This is a genomic window from Paraglaciecola sp. 2405UD69-4 (genome assembly GCF_047525415.1).
Classification (GTDB): domain Bacteria; phylum Pseudomonadota; class Gammaproteobacteria; order Enterobacterales; family Alteromonadaceae; genus Paraglaciecola.
The window spans coordinates 269,560-288,022 of sequence record NZ_JBLIXM010000001.1; the positions used below are offsets into that span (position 1 = coordinate 269,560).

19 protein-coding genes are annotated in these 18,463 nt (G+C 40.3%); 13 read left to right on the forward strand and 6 right to left on the reverse strand.

Going from position 1 to position 18,463, the window contains the following annotated elements:
* Positions 1–42 precede the first annotated feature (42 nt).
* Together parE and ACMUMK_RS01225 are read left to right on the forward strand one after the other, a co-directional pair.
* Entirely contained in the window at positions 43–1,932 is a 1,890-nt protein-coding gene (parE, locus tag ACMUMK_RS01220) for a DNA topoisomerase IV subunit B (RefSeq protein WP_414699309.1), read from the forward strand.
* Positions 1,933–1,987: 55 nt separating this feature from the next.
* Entirely contained in the window at positions 1,988–3,298 is a 1,311-nt protein-coding gene (locus tag ACMUMK_RS01225) for a hypothetical protein (RefSeq protein ID WP_414699310.1), read from the forward strand.
* Between the two features lie 2 nt (positions 3,299–3,300).
* On the opposite strand, the gene ACMUMK_RS01230 is transcribed toward ACMUMK_RS01225, so the two are convergent.
* Positions 3,301–3,609, reverse strand: coding sequence for a hypothetical protein (locus ACMUMK_RS01230; protein ID WP_414699311.1), 309 nt, complete (start codon positions 3,607–3,609; stop codon positions 3,301–3,303).
* A 95-nt stretch (positions 3,610–3,704) separates the two neighbouring features.
* On the opposite strand from ACMUMK_RS01230, the gene ACMUMK_RS01235 reads away from it, so the two are divergent.
* The gene (locus tag ACMUMK_RS01235; RefSeq protein WP_414699312.1) at positions 3,705–3,887 is read left to right on the forward strand and encodes a hypothetical protein; all 183 of its coding nucleotides are present in this window, start codon (positions 3,705–3,707) and stop codon (positions 3,885–3,887) included.
* 8 nt (positions 3,888–3,895) lie between these two features.
* Here the strand turns inward: ACMUMK_RS01235 and epmB are convergent, their stop codons facing one another.
* Positions 3,896–4,921 carry an EF-P beta-lysylation protein EpmB gene (gene epmB, locus ACMUMK_RS01240; RefSeq protein ID WP_414699313.1) on the reverse strand — a complete coding sequence of 342 codons (1,026 nt, stop codon included), beginning with the start codon at positions 4,919–4,921 and terminating at the stop codon, positions 3,896–3,898.
* Between the two features lie 35 nt (positions 4,922–4,956).
* On the opposite strand from epmB, the gene efp reads away from it, so the two are divergent.
* Genes efp through ACMUMK_RS01255 form a run of 3 tightly spaced genes read left to right on the forward strand, consistent with a single transcriptional unit; the run spans position 4,957 to position 7,091 of the window.
* A complete protein-coding gene (efp, locus tag ACMUMK_RS01245; RefSeq protein WP_133467970.1) occupies positions 4,957–5,526 on the forward strand; it encodes an elongation factor P in 570 nt (189 codons plus the stop codon).
* 45 nt (positions 5,527–5,571) lie between these two features.
* On the forward strand, positions 5,572–6,582 hold the full coding sequence (epmA, locus tag ACMUMK_RS01250; protein ID WP_414699314.1) for an elongation factor P--(R)-beta-lysine ligase: 1,011 nt from the start codon (positions 5,572–5,574) through the stop codon (positions 6,580–6,582).
* A gap of 50 nt (positions 6,583–6,632) precedes the next feature.
* Complete coding sequence (locus ACMUMK_RS01255; protein WP_414699315.1) at positions 6,633–7,091, forward strand: hypothetical protein; 459 nt, start codon at positions 6,633–6,635, stop codon at positions 7,089–7,091.
* 123 nt (positions 7,092–7,214) lie between these two features.
* Here ACMUMK_RS01255 and ACMUMK_RS01260 read toward each other — a convergent pair whose 3' ends face one another.
* Entirely contained in the window at positions 7,215–7,751 is a 537-nt protein-coding gene (locus tag ACMUMK_RS01260) for a DsrE family protein (RefSeq protein ID WP_414699316.1), read from the reverse strand.
* 433 nt (positions 7,752–8,184) lie between these two features.
* Between ACMUMK_RS01260 and ACMUMK_RS01265 the strand changes: the two genes are divergently transcribed.
* The gene (locus ACMUMK_RS01265; RefSeq protein ID WP_133467960.1) at positions 8,185–8,634 is read left to right on the forward strand and encodes a ferritin-like domain-containing protein; all 450 of its coding nucleotides are present in this window, start codon (positions 8,185–8,187) and stop codon (positions 8,632–8,634) included.
* 65 nt (positions 8,635–8,699) lie between these two features.
* Here the strand turns inward: ACMUMK_RS01265 and ACMUMK_RS01270 are convergent, their stop codons facing one another.
* The 3 genes from ACMUMK_RS01270 to ACMUMK_RS01280 form a co-directional block, all read right to left on the reverse strand.
* Positions 8,700–10,892 carry a TonB-dependent receptor gene (locus ACMUMK_RS01270; RefSeq protein WP_414699317.1) on the reverse strand — a complete coding sequence of 731 codons (2,193 nt, stop codon included), beginning with the start codon at positions 10,890–10,892 and terminating at the stop codon, positions 8,700–8,702.
* 327 nt (positions 10,893–11,219) lie between these two features.
* A complete protein-coding gene (locus ACMUMK_RS01275) occupies positions 11,220–11,819 on the reverse strand; it encodes a peptidylprolyl isomerase (RefSeq protein ID WP_414700307.1) in 600 nt (199 codons plus the stop codon).
* Between the two features lie 26 nt (positions 11,820–11,845).
* Positions 11,846–13,000: a methyltransferase gene (locus ACMUMK_RS01280; RefSeq protein WP_414699318.1), complete on the reverse strand. Its 1,155-nt coding sequence runs from the start codon at positions 12,998–13,000 to the stop codon at positions 11,846–11,848.
* A 250-nt stretch (positions 13,001–13,250) separates the two neighbouring features.
* On the opposite strand from ACMUMK_RS01280, the gene ACMUMK_RS01285 reads away from it, so the two are divergent.
* From ACMUMK_RS01285 to fabV, 6 genes are all read left to right on the forward strand, one after another.
* Entirely contained in the window at positions 13,251–13,574 is a 324-nt protein-coding gene (locus tag ACMUMK_RS01285) for a BolA family protein (protein WP_414699319.1), read from the forward strand.
* A 9-nt stretch (positions 13,575–13,583) separates the two neighbouring features.
* Positions 13,584–14,123: a TRAP transporter small permease subunit gene (locus ACMUMK_RS01290; protein WP_414699320.1), complete on the forward strand. Its 540-nt coding sequence runs from the start codon at positions 13,584–13,586 to the stop codon at positions 14,121–14,123.
* On the forward strand, positions 14,123–15,490 hold the full coding sequence (locus ACMUMK_RS01295; protein WP_414699321.1) for a TRAP transporter large permease: 1,368 nt from the start codon (positions 14,123–14,125) through the stop codon (positions 15,488–15,490). The genes ACMUMK_RS01290 and ACMUMK_RS01295 overlap by 1 nt, the downstream gene beginning before the upstream one ends.
* Positions 15,491–15,497: 7 nt before the next feature.
* Positions 15,498–16,619 carry a TRAP transporter substrate-binding protein gene (locus ACMUMK_RS01300; RefSeq protein ID WP_414699322.1) on the forward strand — a complete coding sequence of 374 codons (1,122 nt, stop codon included), beginning with the start codon at positions 15,498–15,500 and terminating at the stop codon, positions 16,617–16,619.
* Between the two features lie 12 nt (positions 16,620–16,631).
* Positions 16,632–16,808: a YqaE/Pmp3 family membrane protein gene (locus ACMUMK_RS01305; RefSeq protein ID WP_133467944.1), complete on the forward strand. Its 177-nt coding sequence runs from the start codon at positions 16,632–16,634 to the stop codon at positions 16,806–16,808.
* A gap of 95 nt (positions 16,809–16,903) precedes the next feature.
* The gene (fabV, locus tag ACMUMK_RS01310; RefSeq protein WP_414699323.1) at positions 16,904–18,082 is read left to right on the forward strand and encodes an enoyl-ACP reductase FabV; all 1,179 of its coding nucleotides are present in this window, start codon (positions 16,904–16,906) and stop codon (positions 18,080–18,082) included.
* Positions 18,083–18,463 lie beyond the last annotated feature (381 nt).

Consider the following 18,463-nt stretch of genomic DNA (forward strand, 5'->3'; position numbering starts at 1 on the left):
TTCATCCGTAATTTCGAATAATAAGAGCTCTGAATAAAAAATATGTCAAATCAATATAATGCAGAAGCCATTGAGGTTTTAAACGGCCTTGAACCCGTACAACGTCGTCCTGGTATGTACACAGATACCACTAGACCGAATCACCTAAGCCAAGAAGTTATAGATAACAGTGTCGATGAGGCATTAGGAGGTTATGCAACCTCAATTAAGATAGTGCTGCATGCTGATCAATCCCTTGAAGTGACAGACGATGGCCGTGGTATGCCGGTAGATATTCACCCTGAAGAAGGTATCTCTGGGGTTGAGTTGATTATGACTAAGTTGCACGCTGGTGGTAAATTCTCCAACAAAAATTACCAGTTTTCTGGTGGTTTGCATGGTGTGGGGATTTCTGTCGTTAATGCTTTGTCTAAACGGGTTGAAGTGAATATTCGCCGCGACGGTAATGTGCATCAAATTGCTTTTGAAAATGGCGATAAGGTTCAAGAGCTAGAAATTGTGGATACCTGTGGTAAACGAAATACAGGGACTAAGGTACATTTTTGGCCTGATCCTCAGTATTTCGATTCAGCAAAATTTTCAGTCTCTAAACTTCTTCATGTGTTACAAGCTAAGGCCGTATTATGCCCGGGCTTACGTATTCGTTTTGACAATAAGATCACCAATGAAACAAAAGAATGGTATTTCGAAGATGGCCTTCGCGATTACCTTTATCAGTCGGTCAAAGAGTATGTCACTCTACCTGAAGACGCACCTTTTGTAGGGAGTATATCTGGTAACACTGAGGCTGCCGATTGGGCGGTTATGTGGTTACCTGAAGGCGGTGAAATGATCACCGAAAGTTATGTAAACCTTATCCCTACAGCACAAGGCGGTACCCATGTTAATGGCTTGCGTCAAGGCTTGCTGGAGTCGATGCGTGAGTTTTGTGAATTTAGAAACTTATTGCCAAGAGGGGTAAAACTAACCCCAGAAGATATCTGGGACCGTTGTAGTTATGTCTTGTCTACTAAAATGCAAGATCCTCAATTTGCAGGGCAAATAAAAGAGCGGTTGTCATCTCGCCAGGCGGCAGCTTTTGTGTCTGGTGTGGTCAAAGATGCCTTTAGTTTATGGCTGAACCAGCATACTGACGTAGCTGAGCAATTGGCTGAAATGTGTATCAATAATGCGCAGTCTCGTTTGCGTCAAAGTAAAAAGGTTGCCCGTAAAAAAGTCACTCAAGGCCCTGCATTGCCAGGTAAACTTACCGATTGCTCAACCCAAGATAATACCCGTTCCGAGTTGTTTTTAGTGGAAGGTGATTCTGCTGGTGGTTCTGCTAAGCAAGCCAGAGACAGAGAGTTTCAGGCCATTATGCCTTTACGTGGGAAAATTCTGAACAGCTGGGAAGTGGACTCTTCTCAAGTGTTAGCATCAAATGAAATTCATGATATTTCGGTGGCTCTTGGTATAGACCCTGACTCAGAAGACTTAAGTGGTCTGCGTTACGGAAAGATTTGTATTTTGGCTGATGCTGACTCCGATGGGCTTCACATTGCTACCTTATTGTGTGCCTTGTTCGTTAAACATTTTAGAACCTTAGTGAATACAGGGCATGTGTATGTAGCCATGCCACCTTTATTTAGAATAGATATTGGAAAAGAGGTTTACTACGCCCTAGACGAGGGCGAAAAAGAAGGAATATTAAACCGGATTGTTGCAGAGAAAAAGCGCGGCAAGGTTAATGTGCAGCGCTTTAAAGGCTTGGGTGAAATGAACCCACTACAACTACGTGAAACCACAATGGATCCTAATACCCGACGCTTGGTGCAACTTACAGTGGGTGATGCCGAGCAAATGTTAGAAATAATGGATATGTTGTTAGCTAAAAAGCGGGCACCAGATAGAAAAGAATGGTTAGAGTCTAAAGGGAACATGGCTGAGGTATAAATGTGCTCTGCTACTAGAAGTGTAGAGCGTTGTAACCGATAAAAAGGAAGTCTGCTTGTTTAGGTTGTTGAAGTATTTAGCCGTATTTTTGCTAGTGATTATTTTATTAGTAACGGGTTTATTTTTATTTAGTCTTGAGTCAAAGCCCTCAGTGGATATATCTAGCGCAGCGCAAGTGGACAAAGCTGAGTCTGTAAAAGCGTTAATGTATCAGCTTCAAGATACTCTTAAATACAGTGAAAATAAGCAAGACATCACTATTACTGAAGAGCAACTCAATAGTTTAGTGGGCTTTGTGCAAAGGGCACATCATCCCTTTCATGGTATGGCAGTCGTTACGCCAGTATCCTCACAAATTGTCGTAAGTTATCAACTCCCAAGTAACCCCATTGGTGAATACCTTAATGTGGAAGCGTCTTTATTGCCATCTTCGGGAGTGGCGGTGGAGTACGTTAAAATTGGGTCTATTGCCATTTCCGGTGATCTTGCTTTAACCATTCTCGTGAAACTAGCGAATTGGTATACGGATAGCGACATTGCCACAGAATTTATCCAACTGATAGACAAGGTTGTAATGAAAGATAAAAGCATGGTATTTACTATGTTGCCTTTACAGTCATTCTTAAAAAGCCTAAGTGAACTTGGCCAAGATGAAATAAACAAGGAAGAAGAAGAGTTACGTTTAGCCACTGCCTTTTATTTGCGAAAAGTATCAGAGTTGAGTGTGTCGCAACGTAATACACCGCAATCTTTAGCTAAATATATGAGGCCTGTTTTTAGTTTAGCAAAAGATCGCTCTACCTCAGATGAGTCGGCGGCTATGGAAAATAAAGCGGCCATTATGGCTTTGGCTATATATGTGGGACATTATAAGTTTGCTAGTTTAGTGGGAGATGTGCAGCCTAACCCACCTCAAATTGTGTTACCCAATGCGAAGGCCGTATTGAAGTCTCGTGATGATTTAAATCAACATTTTATATATTCAGCCGCTCTTAATATTTACTTCGGAGAAGCTATTAGCTTAGCTATAGGTGAGTTTAAAGAGCTAATGGATAGAAGTGACGATGGCAGTGGTTACAGTTTTGTAGATTTAGCGGCTGATTACTCAGGTATTAAGTTTGCCAAAGCGGCGACTAACCCCAAAACTGCTCGTCATTTACAAGACATACTTGCAGTAAATTTAGATGAAAAGCTGTTTTTCCCGGATGTGAGTGGCTTACCTGAGGGCTTACATAAGCAAGAGTTCGAGAGAAGATTTACTGAAGTGGACAGCCCAGCGTATCAGCAAATGATAACGTTTATTAATCAATCAGTTGCTGAGCTAGTCATTCAGAAATACGCTGAATTCGAAGGGGAAGCACTTTAATATTAACGGGCGTTTTTCTGAAACTGGTTAAGTGTAGTTAGCAGTAACTCTATTTTCTTTACTAACTCAGGTAACGCAGCTTTGATTGTTTCGTCTGGTTTATTCTCTAGTTCTAATACTTGTTTCGCTAGCTCTTCTACATAAGGTTTAAAAAATTTACTGTTAGCCTTAAAGCCTGCATCTTCTGCAAAAATAGCACTAAACTTCCCCTTTCCGCTTTGCTGTAACTGAGTTATACCTTGGTCAGCGTCTATAGATTTACGATAGATTACTTGTACATTTTCACTTAGGGTTTGAATAATTGTTTGCATACAGATTAAAGTTTAGCTCAAGGTTGTCGATAAAATTTTGATGCGGGCGATTTTGCCCGTTTTTGTACTATGCTACAAGCAATAAGGAGCACTGTATGGATATTTCAGGCGCATCTTCGTCTGTTGCTTCAACCTTAGAGCTTAAATCGCTACAGCTTTCTAAATCACAGCAAGAAGTAGAAGGCCAAGCAACGTTAGAGCTTTTAGAGTCAGCAGAAGCACCAAAAACAACATCTGCTAATCCAGCAATTGGGTCGAATATCGATACTTTTGCTTAAAGTTAGCATCAAGGATGAAGTTGTAAATCAAGTGGCGTTTTGCCGGGCTGTCCGCCTATTTCTCTTACGAGTTTAGGCACTAAATAGCCCGGCAGGCGTTTTATCATTTCCTTCAGTAACGCTTTGGCTTGAGCGTCTGGTAAATCAAAATGCTCAGCCCCTTCTACTTTATCTAACACGTGCAGATAGTAGGGCATTATCCCTATTGCAAATAACTTTTCGCTAAGCTCGACTTGTTGCTCTACCAAGTGGTTAACGTTTTTCAGTAATACGCTTTGATTGAGCAGTGTTACCCCTGCTTTAGTGAGTTTACTCATTGCTTCAGCTAAATGATTGTCAATTTCGTTGCCGTGGTTGATATGTAGCACCATGACGGGTTTTAAACGAGACTGGCTAAACCAAGAAATAAGCTCAGGGGTAATTCTTGAGGGAATGACAACGGGTAAGCGCGTATGTATACGTAGTCTTGTGACATGGGGAATTTTTTCTATTTCTTGTGTGAGCCATGCCAAAAAGTCATCTTTTGCCATTAAGGGGTCGCCCCCAGAATAAATCACCTCGTTGATTTGTGGATTATCTGCAATATACGTTAGAGCCTCTTGCCATTCTTGCTTATTTAAATGGTTGTCGCTGTATGGGAAGTGCCTACGGAAACAATAGCGGCAATTTACGGCGCATCCGCCTCTTACAAGTAGTAGTAAGCGACTTTGGTATTTATGTAAAATTCCCGGGCGCTTATTATCTTGTTCTTGAAGTGGATCTTTAGAGTAGTGACTGGCGGAACTAAATTCTTGAGCACTGGTAAATACTTGCAGAAATAAAGGGTCTGTAGGGTCGCCTTTCAGCATTTTAGATGCAAAAGGTTTAGGCACACGCAAAGGGAAAAGCTTTCTCGCCTTAATATCTTCTTGGTACTCATTTGTGGGCAATTCTAGATATTTGAGTAAAGAAATAGGGTCAGAAAATCCCGTTGCCAGTTCTTTTTGCCAGTTGCTCTCTACAGACAGCGGTTTTTTAGGTATTATTTGCAACAATTACAGACTCAACATAGTTATATTTACGAGGACACATGGCTAATTTCAGCACAAATGAGTTTAAAGCGGGCCTAAAGATAATGCTCGACGGCGAACCTTGCAACATTCTTGAGAATGAATTTGTTAAACCAGGTAAAGGCCAAGCCTTTAGCCGCGTTAAAATTCGTAAGCTTATTACGGGTAAAGTTTTAGAGAAAACCTTTAAGTCAGGTGAATCTGTTGAAGGTGCTGATGTAATCGACACCGAGTTAGATTATTTATATACAGATGGTGAATTTTGGCATTTCATGAATAATGAAACCTTTGAGCAAATTGCTGCAGATGAAAAAGCTGTGGGCGAAAACGTGAAATGGTTAGTAGAGAATGACACCTGCACTATTACTCTATGGAATGGTACGCCTATTGTTGTTCAACCTGCCAACTTTGTAGAGCTTGAGATTACTGATACGGATCCAGGCCTTAAAGGTGATACCGCAGGAACGGGCGGAAAGCCAGCTACTTTAGCTACAGGTGCTGTCGTACGTGTGCCTTTGTTTGTACAAAGAGGCGAAGTAGTGCGAGTTGATACCCGTAACGGTGAGTATGTAGGCCGCGCTCAAAAGTAGTTCTAGTTATGAATAATGAAAAGCTCACATTGGTGGGCTTTTTTTATGCATGTAGTAAGAGATATTAAAATGACAGAGCAAAACTCCAAAAGCAACTGGCAGCCTAGTGCCGCAATAGCCACTCTTAAAAAGCGAGCGCAATTAATACGCTCTATTCGTGAGTTTTTTTATCGAAAAGATGTATTAGAGGTTGATACTCCTGCCTTAAGTCATGCTACTGTCACAGATCAACATCTGCATTCATTCTGTACTCGCTTCGACAATCCAATGTCGCCAAATACCACTGAGCTGTTTCTACAGACCTCTCCTGAATTTGCCATGAAACGTTTGCTGTGCGCGGGTAGCGGTTCTATTTATCAAATATGTAAATCTTTTAGAAATGAAGAAGCAGGGCGTTTTCATAACCCCGAATTTACTATGCTAGAGTGGTACCGCGTTGGATATGAGCATCATGGGCTGATGACTGAGGTTGATGAACTTATACAGTTAATACTCAAGACAGAACCAGCTGAACGTATGACCTATCAACAGGCTTTTCTGCAACACTTAAATTGTGATCCTTTGACAGCAAGTTTAGATGAATTACGCGCCCTTGCGAGTCGCTACGGTTATCAAGACATAGCCGCTAATGAATCATCTAAAGATACTTTGATGATGCTGTTGTTCAGCCAGCACATAGAGCCACATATAGGGCAAGACAGACCTTGTTTGGTGTATGAGTTTCCGGCGTCACAAGCGGCTTTAGCTAAAATCAGTAAAGATAACCCCCTAGTGGCAGAACGCTTTGAGTTATATTTTAAAGGGATAGAGTTGGCTAACGGGTTTCATGAATTAAGTGATGCAAAGGAGCAGTTCCGGCGTTTTGAGCATGATAACCAAACCCGATTATCGCAAGGACTACAAAGTATGCCCTTAGACAAAAACTTAATTGCGGCGCTAGAACATGGGTTACCAGAGTGTGCGGGTGTGGCTTTAGGTATAGATAGATTACTGATGCTAGCCCTCAATTGTGACAGCATTGACCAAGTTACCGCCTTTGAGCATAACCGCGCCTAGCCCATGCTCTAAACACAGATTATCAATGCAATGATGAAGGACAGAAGCATATGACACCCGATAGCAATTTGTTGGCTCTACAACAAGAATGGACTACCCTACAAACTCAGTTTGATAGTTACGAAAAGCATTCCTTGTTTATTAAACTATTCAATGTCGCAATAAGCTGTGCACTATTATTTATTGTGAACATTGGTCTTTGGACGCTATTCATTTGTGCAATCGTTTGGCTTCAAGACGGAATTTGGAAAACCTTTCAAGGGCGTATAGCACAGCGCTTAGAGTCTGTTGAACTCGGGATTAAACACTATGCTTCTACGAAAAATGCTGAAAGTAATGGCGATTCATCTCTTTTAGCTATGCAATTTAACACAGCATGGGAAGAGTCGAGGAAAGGAGCCATAGGCTTGGTCTTCGAGTACCTAAAAAACTCAATTAAGCCAACCGTGGCTTACCCACACGTTTTGTTGTTACTGATAATTATTGCCAATAGTTGTTTAGCTGGGTAGCTATGCTAGAGCAGCATGGCTGCGGCATATTAGGCGATTTGAAGGTTTAGCTATAGTCACTACTGTAAAACTATGACTTTGCTGCTACTTCGCATCGCCCATCTCGTCACTTAAGATAATATGCTAAGGGACTAGGGTATAACCTTGTTTAGCTAGGTGTGCATGGGCGGTCATATTAGATAACTCCACTTCTACGCCTTTTTCAAACATATTTGGTAGGAAGTCATGGGCTACAGCTGATTGGCCACACACTAAAATACGCGCGCCTTTATCCATAAGTAACTCTAGTAACTCAGTATTGGGGTTATTGTATCCTTTGAGTTTTTTAAATTCAGTGTTGCTCAGAATTTCAGATGTTGCAGGGCCAGATACAACCATAGCAACTTCTATATTCTCTAGCTTTGCGCCACTAGCAACATGCATATTGATGAATCGTGTCAAGCGTTCGAAGCCGCGATTAACTTTGCCTTCTTTGGCTCCTGCGCTTACATCAAAGGCTATTTTAAACTTTTCATCGGCTGAAATAGTGACTCCGGGCACGGGAACATGGGTGCCATAGTTTTCAAATACCGGGCCGGGCTTAAAGTCTTCAACACCAGCATAAGTATTGAAGGTGATAAACAAGGTACTAAGAAGTACAAGTAAGGATGCTTTTCTCATTATTATTTCCTTTTATTATTAATAGTATAGATATTCAAATTAGCTGATGAGGAGTCTACTGAACGACTTGAATAGTTCAAGGTGTTTACTGTCAGGCTACGAATATCTAAGGTAGAAAATATTTATATTTTTGAGAGTAATATCAGCTGTGGTCAATTTTTATATAGGTGAGTAGTGATTGTCTTTATTAAAGGATTTTCAAAACTAAAGCTGGCTGGAAGTTTTAGGCTGGCTGTTTTTAGCGTTTAACTTTCTATTGGGTGCTTTTTACAGGGTGACTGTAAAAAGGTTACAGCTCATTAAAAAGCAACATGTAAATAAATTTATATTTATCAGTGGTTTATGTTGTTTTTTAAGGCGGCATGGTGCTTGCTGTTGATTAGATAAGCCGATTCTTTATGTAGTCGGTGTAATCAAATTACAGGAGTAAATTATGCAAACGCAAATTAAACAAGTAGAAAAAGTCTCAGATGTTATCCAAGTGGTTAAAGCGGGTATCGATTTTTACGAAAGCGCGATTACGGAAGTAGAAAGTCCTGAAGTTAAAACAATTTTCAGTAATATGGTTACCAAGAAAAAGCAGGTGATCAGTAAGTTACAACCTTTAGCAATTGCCGAGCAAGGTGAGGTTGAAAAAGGTTCGTCTTGGGCTGTTAATGCAAGAAAAGTGTATACAGATTTTTTAGGTACGTTTTCAAAGAACGAAGATCATACCTATGTCAGTCAACTGGAAGAGGTTGAAGATAAAATATTAGAAACGCTAGATGAAGCGATTTCTGAAAAACAGCCTACTCAGGCTATGACTACCCTGTTGTCTGCTAAGGTTGAAGCTCAGGCCATGCATGATCAAATGAAGGCTTTACAACATATCACTAAGCACTAGTAATCATGTGAAGTCTAAAGGTTAAAAAAGCGGCACATTGTGCCGCTTAATTTAGTTACCTTGTTTTAAAACTCAGAAGAGAACCTAAGGCCAAATTCACTGGCGTCGTTGCTCAGCACTACTAATACGTAATCTCCAGTATTTAAACGGGCGTTGTCGTAGCGCTCATCGAATACGTTTTGGCCGTATAGTGATACTTTCCAATTAGCGTCTGCTGGTGCGTAAGACAGATCAAAGTTAACTAACTCTCGGCTGTCGATTTGGGTTAACCGACCAGGATCAGAGCTAGGCTCACCATACATTTCGTCCCGATATGAATAATCCATTCGCGCATTAATCGTTGCGCCATTACTCAGTTCAAATTCATAAGATGGGCTGATTGAGGCGGTAAGGTCAGGCGTTAATGGCGCAACAGGTTTTACCCCATCGAGCTTTTGAACATCAACATCTATGTAACCAAGGCTTGTATGTAGCTTGAAGTTATCAGTGAAGTACATGGTACTTTCCCACTCAATACCTGTAGAGGTTTGTTCAACCACTAGGTTGGTAGTACTAAAGCCGCCTTCAAGGGTTGTACTGACTTGGTAAGGTAAGTCTTCGTACTCTGTATTAAATAAGGCAATACTCATACTGAAACTATCAGTAACTTGACCCTTTAGCCCTACTTCATAGTTAACAGCTGTAATGTTATCTGAAGCTACAAAACAATCTGGGTCACCAAACAAACAGTAAGGTCTTGCTGGGAACTGCCCTGATTGATAACCACTTTGAATACTAGCGTAGGCATTCAAACCGTTTTCAAGGGTGTAAGCGGCTGACAGTTCATAACTCAATTGGCTCCAGTCGTCTTCTGATGTGGTTGGGCCTATTCCTACATTAGCAATCGCCTCTTTTTCATCTTTTGTATAACGCAGGCCACCAGAAATACGTAAGTCATCTGTTAAGTCATAACCAAGGTTAAAGAAAACAGCTTGGCTGGTGGTTTCTTGGTCGAGGGCAAAGGAGTTTCCACCACCGTTGAAACTTGAATCTTCTCCCTGGCGGTTACTGCCTTCTTCATTAAACCAGTAAATACCTGAGACAAAATCAAAGTTATCGTAATAACCATTTAGTTGTAACTCGATAGAGGTTTGATCAGCGTCACCGGTTTCTGGGTAGTGGTCTAAATCATAGATAGTACTGTCGTCGTCTAATCCTGCTTTGTATTCAGAACTACGGTTACTGATAACAGCTTTAGTGGATAAGGTATCAGATAAACTCCAATCTGCTGTAATGGATATTCCACTGGCTTTATTGCTTACTGTGGTGACGGCAGCTGTACCTGTAGCATTGTCGTAAGGGTCTTCTGATACATCTGAGTTACGTAAAGGGCCTGTAGGAGTAGGGAAGCCAAAACGTTCACCTGTGTAAAACGCGCCTGTTGGGATTTCATCAATTAGGGTTGTATAAGGACGTAAACCGCCTTCACCATCATTAGCATCTGCTGTTACTACTAAACTAAAATCATCATTAGGAGCGTATTTTACGGATAGGCGGCCATAGAGTTCTTTGGTTTCACCCACATCATATTCAGCATCTGGCACATTATAGAACTCACCTAAGCCGTCACGGCGGTTGTAGCCAGCGTTGAAGTTGAATGAGAAATCTTCGCTCAGAGCTCTATTAAAAAATACGTCGGCCTTAGCACGGCCACGAGTACCGAACTGTAAACCTAGTTTAGTCACAGCGTCTTCATTAGGCTCTTTGGTGATAATGTTAATGGCTCCACCAATTGAGTTTCGACCATATAGAGTACCTTGTGGCCCTCTTAGGACTTCAATTCTTTCTATATTGTTAAGGTTCCAGTTTTGACCTACTTGACGACCAAGATACACCCCATCAACGTAGACACTTACACCTGGATCTGTGGTGATTAAGTGATCTTGTAAACCTATACCGCGAATAAACGGGTTGGCAGAAGACGTATGACCAGCTGAAAAGCCAGTAATACTTAAATTGGGTACAAACTTGCCTACGTCGGTTAGATCAGTAATCCCTTGAGCGGCTAAAGCATCTCCACTAAATGCGCTCATCGCAATAGGGACTTCATAAATGACCTGTGACCGTTTAGTCGCCGTTACTGTAATGGACTCAATTTTGCTATCGGCTTCATCCTCTACTGCTTGCTCTTGGGCATGAAGTGAACCTGATATTGCTGCTGCCAAAACGGTGACATAAAAGGCTTTTTTAGCCAGCTTGTTATAATGCGTGTTGTTCAAGGTAATCTCCATGATTGTTATTTTGATCTCAATTTTTTAATAGTTAGCAGCTCAAATTATTATTTTTGTGAAGAGTGATAACTTCGAGGGCAGAAGCACAAACTAGACCATTTGGTTTAAAGTAATATATTTCAGTGGCTTAGGTTGTTTTATTGCTTTTTTGTGGACCTTTTGGTCTGTATCTTAGTTGCAGAGTTGTGCAGTGCTGCTCAAAAATAGCTCAGTTGAGTCATAGAGTCAGAGAAACTAGGGCGTGGTTGTGGGAGTCTTTTAATAATTTGCTGTGAAACATAGACTAAACAATTAAAAAATTCCCACGCTGCTTTTTTATAGAGGAGGTAGTATGGTGACTTTTTTAAGTATGACAGGCTCAACGGGCACGTCTGCCCATCCATATTTAGGGTCAAAGTCTGTTTTAACTGCAACGATTTTATCAAGCACTTCGTAACCTTCCATTACGCTACCAAAGACTGTATACCCCCAGCCTCTGCCAGGATCTAAGCTCTCGTTGTCAGCCATGTTAAAGAAGAATTGACGGTTTGCTGAGTGAGGGTCGTTCTCTCTCGCCATAGTGATAGTGTACATATCATTTTTTAGGCCATTGCCTGATTCATTAATTATTCTGCCAAAAGATGGTTTTTCTACGAAATCAACATCATAGGCACCGCCTTGAACCACAAAATCTGCTATCACTCTATGAAACATGGTGTCTTCGTAGCTACGCTTCTCTACGTAGCGCAAAAAATTATTAACGGTAATCGGTGCTCTTGAGCGGTTTAATTCCACAATAATATCGCCCATTGTGGTTTCCATTTTTACCCTTGGATAAAAGTTATCGGGTTGAATATGAGAGCCGTCTTGTTTGGATTTAGCAAAGCTCGCTGTCGTTAGAATAAGGGAAGATAAAACAAGTAATACTTTAAGCATGGTAGGTTGACCTTTAAATACGATGATCATTTAGTAGCAGCTAAAATACTGAATTTTTTGCCTGTTGCAACTGCGTTGGTGTTTCCAAACAGTCTTTTTAGTTTTTTAGGGTAATCTAAATGGCGGTTGCCCACTACGCATAATTGCCCGCCCTTTCTTAATACTCCTTTTGAATCGGTAAACATTTGCCAAGCAATATGGTCGGTAATGGTATTTTGTTGATGAAAAGGAGGGTTACATAGTACTAAATCTACTTGTGCATGTTCTGTTTCTTGCCTGAAACCTTCTAGGCAATTATCCACTCTAAATTCACATAGGTGGAGTTTGTCAGGTAAGTTGGTTTCGATATTGTGCTTTGCTGATGCGACAGCCATGTATGATTCATCTACAAATATGACCTTGTCTGGGCTACTGCTATTTAATACATGTAAACCTAGAACACCGTTTCCACAACCTAAATCGACTATAGTTTTGTTGTCAAAGCTGGGCAGTTTTTTGAAATGCTCAAGGATAAAGCGAGCACCTATATCTAATTGCTGGCGAGCAAATACATTGGCTAGGTTGCTTATCTTAAACTTTGGTGAGTCTGTATACCAAGTTGTGGGGTAGGGACTGGTATGTGATTTATCTGCAGCGGGCTGGCAAAAGACTAATCGTGACTTTTTCTTGGCCAAAGAAGTGGTTGTTGGTCCTAAGTATTTTTCGAACAAGCCTAACATGGACTTTGGAATAAGATTGGCTTTACCTGCGGCAATTATTTTAGTGGATGCAGTAACACTGGATTGCAAATCTATAAGCTGCTGCTCTAGTAATGCATTGGTTTTGGGGATTTTTAGTAATACTAAATCAACTGTACTGGATATTTGCTTAACCGAGTCGCTAAAGGTGATTTGACTTACATCTAATTCGTTTTTTGCAAGATTTAAAACGCATGCTTGCTTAGCTACATAAGAGTCACTAACCCAAATTGGATTGGAGTTAGCAAACCAGCACGCTAATGCGCCAAAATCATCGTTGATAATTCTAATATTTTCAGTTTTCTCTAAATCTATATGCTGTTCTACATGTTCAATTAAGTACTCATCAGCCGAATCCCATGCTTGCCAACTGGGATGTTGGAGACTTTCTGGGTAACGAACGAGGTGAAGGTTTTTGTTTAATAGGGTTAAACATGTATTCATTGTTTAAATGGGTACTCAAATGGAAGATATAAAGATTCAGGTTTCAGTGCTGTGCATGATAACACGAGGAACAATATAGGGCTGCTGCTAGTGGAATCAATTCTGAAAATTTGAAATTAGGTAAACTTATCTAAATTCTACATAAATTTAGGATATCACTTTGTATTCTCTAACAAATTATCTCTTGTTTAGGGTATTATTAGCTGTTTGCGCGCGCAGCATTAATTGATTGGTTTTATTTGGAAACGTAATGAATATTCAAACTCTTATTGAGACAAAAATAGTTGAACACTTTAATCCGGAGCATCTAGAAGTCATTAATGAAAGCTATATGCATAATGTTCCTGATGGTTCTGAAAGTCATTTTAAGGTGATTATGGTTTCAGCAAGCTTCGAAGGTGAGCGCTTGATTAAGAGGCACAGAGCTGTGAACGCTGTATTAAAAGATCAGTTGGCTAATGATATTCATGCTTTGGCTTTACATACCTATACAAAAGATGAGTGGCAAAAGAACTTTGGTGAAGCGCCTTTGTCTCCGAATTGTATGGGCGGCGATAAAACGCAACAAGGATAGTAAAACTTAATGTTGATGAAGCAAATGTTGGCTTGCCAGCAGTTTATTGATCAGGTCCATAGTCGGTTATGCCAAGTAGTGAGTTGGTTTACTCTAACTATGGTGTTTTTGACTTTTTTAATTGTAGTTTTGCGCTATGGGTTCAACCTAGGTTGGATTGCTATGCAAGAGTCTGTTTTGTATTTGCATGCCATGGTGTTTATGTTGGGTGCTGCGCATACTTTAAAAGCAAATGAGCATGTTCGGGTTGATATTTTCTATCGAAAAATGAGCAAACGAAAGCAAGCCTTGGTGGATATATTTGGCACCTTATTGTTACTTTTGCCTGTTAACTTTTTAATTTTCTTTTTGAGCCTAGATTATGTCATTAAAGCTTGGAGCTTAATGGAGTCTTCTCCTGAAGCTGGTGGGTTACCGTTAGTCTTTTTACTTAAAAGTTTTATTTTGGTATTCGCTGTGACCATGAATTTACAAGGAATAGCAGAGCTGATTCGCAATATTTTTGCATTTAAAAGCTCAACTGCTGCATCTGCAGAGGGGCAGGCATAATGGAATATATGTCAATTTTGATGTTCTTAGTCGTATGTGTCGTTTTATTGTTTGGGTTTCCAGTGGCTTACTCTTTGGCTGGTACGGCGATATTATTCGCGGGTTTTGGGATGTTGACGGGACAATTTGAGCAAGCCTATTTGAACGCTGTTCCGAGTCGTTTGTATGGCATTTTAACTAATCAAACCTTAATTGCAGTACCTCTATTTGTTTTTATGGGAGTGGCATTAGAAAAGTCTAAAGTGGCAGAGAATCTTCTAAACGCCATGACGCAGTTGTTTGGTCAGTATCGAGGTGGCCTTGCTATCTCTGTTATATTGGTTGGTGCACTTTTAGCGGCGAGTACCGGCATTGTAGGTGCAACGGTTGTGACCATGGGCTTGCTGTCTTTACCTACTATGTTAAAGCAAGGCTACGCTCCAAGCTTTGCAACAGGTAGTATCTGTGCAACAGGTACACTTGGACAGATTATTCCCCCCTCTATTGCCTTGGTGTTGTTAGGTGATGTGTTATCGAGTGCTTATCAAAGAGCTCAGCTAAATATGGGGATTTTCTCCCCTGAGTCTGTGTCCGTGGGTGATCTTTTTGTTGGTGCAATTGTGCCTGGTGCCATACTGGTTAGTTTGTACTTAATATACGTTGTGGGCGTTACTTGGTTGCAACCACATAAGGTTCCAAGGGTTGCACCTGAAAAAAGTAAGATCACATGGCCTGCTTTTTTAGGAGCGCTATTGCCACCATTGCTACTGATATTTCTGGTGTTGGGGGCTATTTTAGGAGGTTTTGCAACGCCTACAGAAGCTGCAGGTGTAGGTGCAGCTGGTTCATTGGTTTTAGCTGTGGTTCAAAAACAATTGAGTTTAGCCAAACTTAAAGATGTGATGTTAACCACAACTAAAGTGACCTCCATGGTGTTTTTAATTTTAATCGGCGCCTCGATATTTTCTTTAGTTTTTCGTGGCTTTGGTGGTGAAGAATTAATTGAGCATCTATTTAACCAACTACCAGGTGGTGTGTTTGCTGCAGTACTGGTTGTAATGTTGGTTATTTTTGTTTTGGGATTTATTTTAGATTTTATTGAAATTACATTTGTTGTGGTGCCTTTGGTTGCCCCTGTGCTTTTAGCTATGGGAATTGATCCTATTTGGTTGGGTATAATGATAGCGGTAAACTTACAGACGTCATTTTTAACCCCTCCGTTTGGATTCGCGCTGTTTTATTTACGGGGTGTAGCGCCAAATTCAGTGCAAACAACAGATATTTATAAAGGGGTCATACCGTTTATCATACTGCAAGTTATGCTGTTGATAGGGATGGCAATTTGGCCTAGTTTAGTGACTTGGTTACCAGCAGTAGTTTATGGTTAGAGAGTTTATGTTGAACAAATTAAAAGTAGTTTATACAAGAATTATTATTGGCCTGGTGTGCGCATTAGCCTTATTTGGTTGCGGTAAAGAACAAGCTGATTCTGATAATGGTACGGTGCAGCCGCAGAAAACCTATAAGTGGAAGATGGTAACATCTTGGCCAAAGAACTTTCCCGGAATAGGTCGGGGGCCTGAAACCTTTGCAGAAAATGTTGAGCGTATGTCTGGTGGCAGGTTAACGATTAAAGTCTATGGGGCTGGGGAATTAGTGCCTCCTTTTGAAGTATTTGATGCTGTTTCTCAAGGTACCGCTGAAATTGGGCATTCTGCTGCCTATTATTGGAAAGGTAAGTCTGCTGCTGCACAAATTTTTACTGCTATTCCCTTTGGTATGAACGTACAAGAAACCAATGGTTGGCTGCACTATGGCGGCGGCATGGAGCTATGGCGTGAAATTTATAAACCTTTTGGCTTAATTCCCTTTACTGGTGGTAATACTGGGGTTCAGTTTGCAGGTTGGTTCAAAAAAGAAATCAATTCAATCGATGATGTACAGGGCTTGAAAATGCGTATACCTGGGCTAGGTGGTGAAGTTTTCAAAAAAATAGGAGGCATTCCAGTTGCATTAAGCGGAGCTGAAATCTTTACGTCGTTACAATCAGGAGCGATCGATGGTACTGAGTGGGTCGGTCCCTACAACGATTTAGCGTTTGGGTTACATAAAGCAGCTGAGTTTTACTATTATTCTGGTTGGCATGAACCTGGGTCTGCTTTGGAGTTCATCGTAAATGAAAAAGCTTATCAAGCTTTACCTGAAGATTTACAGGCTATTGTGGAGGTTGCTACAAAAGCAGCAAATCAGGATATTATGGATGAGTACACTGTCCGTAATATAGAAGCGATGCAAACTTTAAAAGATAAGCATAAAGTGGATATGCGAGCTTTGCCAGCTGATGTAATAAATGCATTAAAACAAGCGTCTTTAGAAGTCATGCAAGAGCAAGCTGCAGCTGATCCTACATTTAAGAAAGTCTACGACTCTTATTCAAGCTTTCAGTTGAAAGCCATGGATTACCATAAGGTATCTGAGTATGAGTATTATAAAAATCGCTCTGATACTAATAATTAAAAGAGGTCATTTATGCAAACAGTTAATCCCATCAATTTAATTTTGGCTATATTTCTACCGCCAATCGGCGCTTTTTTGCAAGTTGGTTTATCTGCCCACTTATTTATCAATATAGTCTTAACTCTATTAGGTGGTATACCTGGGGTAATTCATGCGGTATGGCTAGTGTTGACCCATAAAACAGGTTAGTAAAATATTAAGTGTTTAAACACGTCAGCTGTTCAGATGTGTTTTACTCGGTATTGTCTATACAATGCGTCCACATTTTTGAATAGGATATTTTTATGATTGTTAAGCCGAAGATCCGTGGCTTTATTTGTACAAATGCTCATCCAGTAGGATGTGCGGCCAATGTTCAACAACAAATTGATTATGTTAAGTCTCAAGGTGAGCTTCAAAATGCTCCGAAGAACGTCTTGGTAATTGGTTGTTCTACCGGGTACGGGTTAGCGTCAAGAATTGTCTCTGCTTTTGGCGGCGGTGCTAAAACGCTAGGTGTGTGTTTTGAAAAAGCACCAACAGAGCGTAAAACCGGTACTGCTGGTTGGTATAACACGGCAGGGTTTCATGCAAAAGCTGAAGCTGCTGGTTTATATGCTAAGACGTTAAACGGTGATGCGTTTTCAGATGAACTAAAACAGCAAACTATTGATACCTTAAAAGCTGATATGGGTAAGGTAGATTTAGTGATCTATAGTCTTGCATCTCCTCGTAGAACTGATCCCAAAACTGGTGAAACCTTTAAGTCTACCTTAAAGCCTGTTGGTGAAGCTTACACCACTAAAACCTATGATACCGATAAAGATAAAGTTCATGACATCAGTCTTGAGCCTGCAAGCCAAGAAGAGATTGAACACACAATTAAAGTTATGGGTGGCGAAGATTGGGAATTATGGTTAGAGGCGCTAGATAAAGCCGACCTTTTGGCTGATGGTTGTAAAACAACGGCTTATACTTATGTGGGTAAAGAGTTAACTTGGCCAATATACGGACAAGCAACTATCGGAAAAGCTAAAGAAGATTTAGACAGAGCAGCTGCCGAAATCGTAAAAACGAAAGCAAGTAAAAACGTTCAAGCTTATGTGTCTTCACTTAAAGCATTAGTGACACAAGCCAGCTCTGCTATACCTGTGATGCCTTTATATATTTCGCTTATATATAAAGTCATGAAAGAAGAAGGTACCCATCAAGGCTGTATTGAACAAATATACGATTTGTTCACTGATAAATTGACTCAGGCTAACCCAGAAGTGGATGAGATGGGACGTTTGTATATGAATGATAAAGAAACAAACGACGCCACTCAGGCCAAAATTAAAGCTTTATGGGATCAAGTGACCCAAGATAATTTCCATGAATTAAGTGATTATGCTGGTTATCATCATGAGTTTTTAAAGTTGTTTGGTTTTGATGTCGATGGTGTTGATTATGATGCTGAAGTGGATGCTTTAGCAGATTGGTAACCCAATATTGTGTTAGATACGAAACCGCCTGTGGGCGGTTTTTTGTATCTTGATTATCATAAAACATCTTAAAATTGAGATGGTTTTTGAAAAAACCACATAAAATTAACGGTTAAACAATAATTTGCATGGAAGAATTGGTGTGGTTAATGCTAAAATTCCGGCCTCAATTATTGTTGTATGCATATTCTGTATGCCGATATACAATTTTAGTGGTTAAAATTGAGCAAAGATTAAGCGTGTCATTCATAACCGCATGAAGTTGCAGCGGAATAATTTAATTAACAACTAATACTCATCACCATTAGGTTTTTATAAATAAAAGCCTATTTTTGAAGCGCCAAGAGCCTAATGGTGTTGTGTATTAATTTAGAGTAGTGC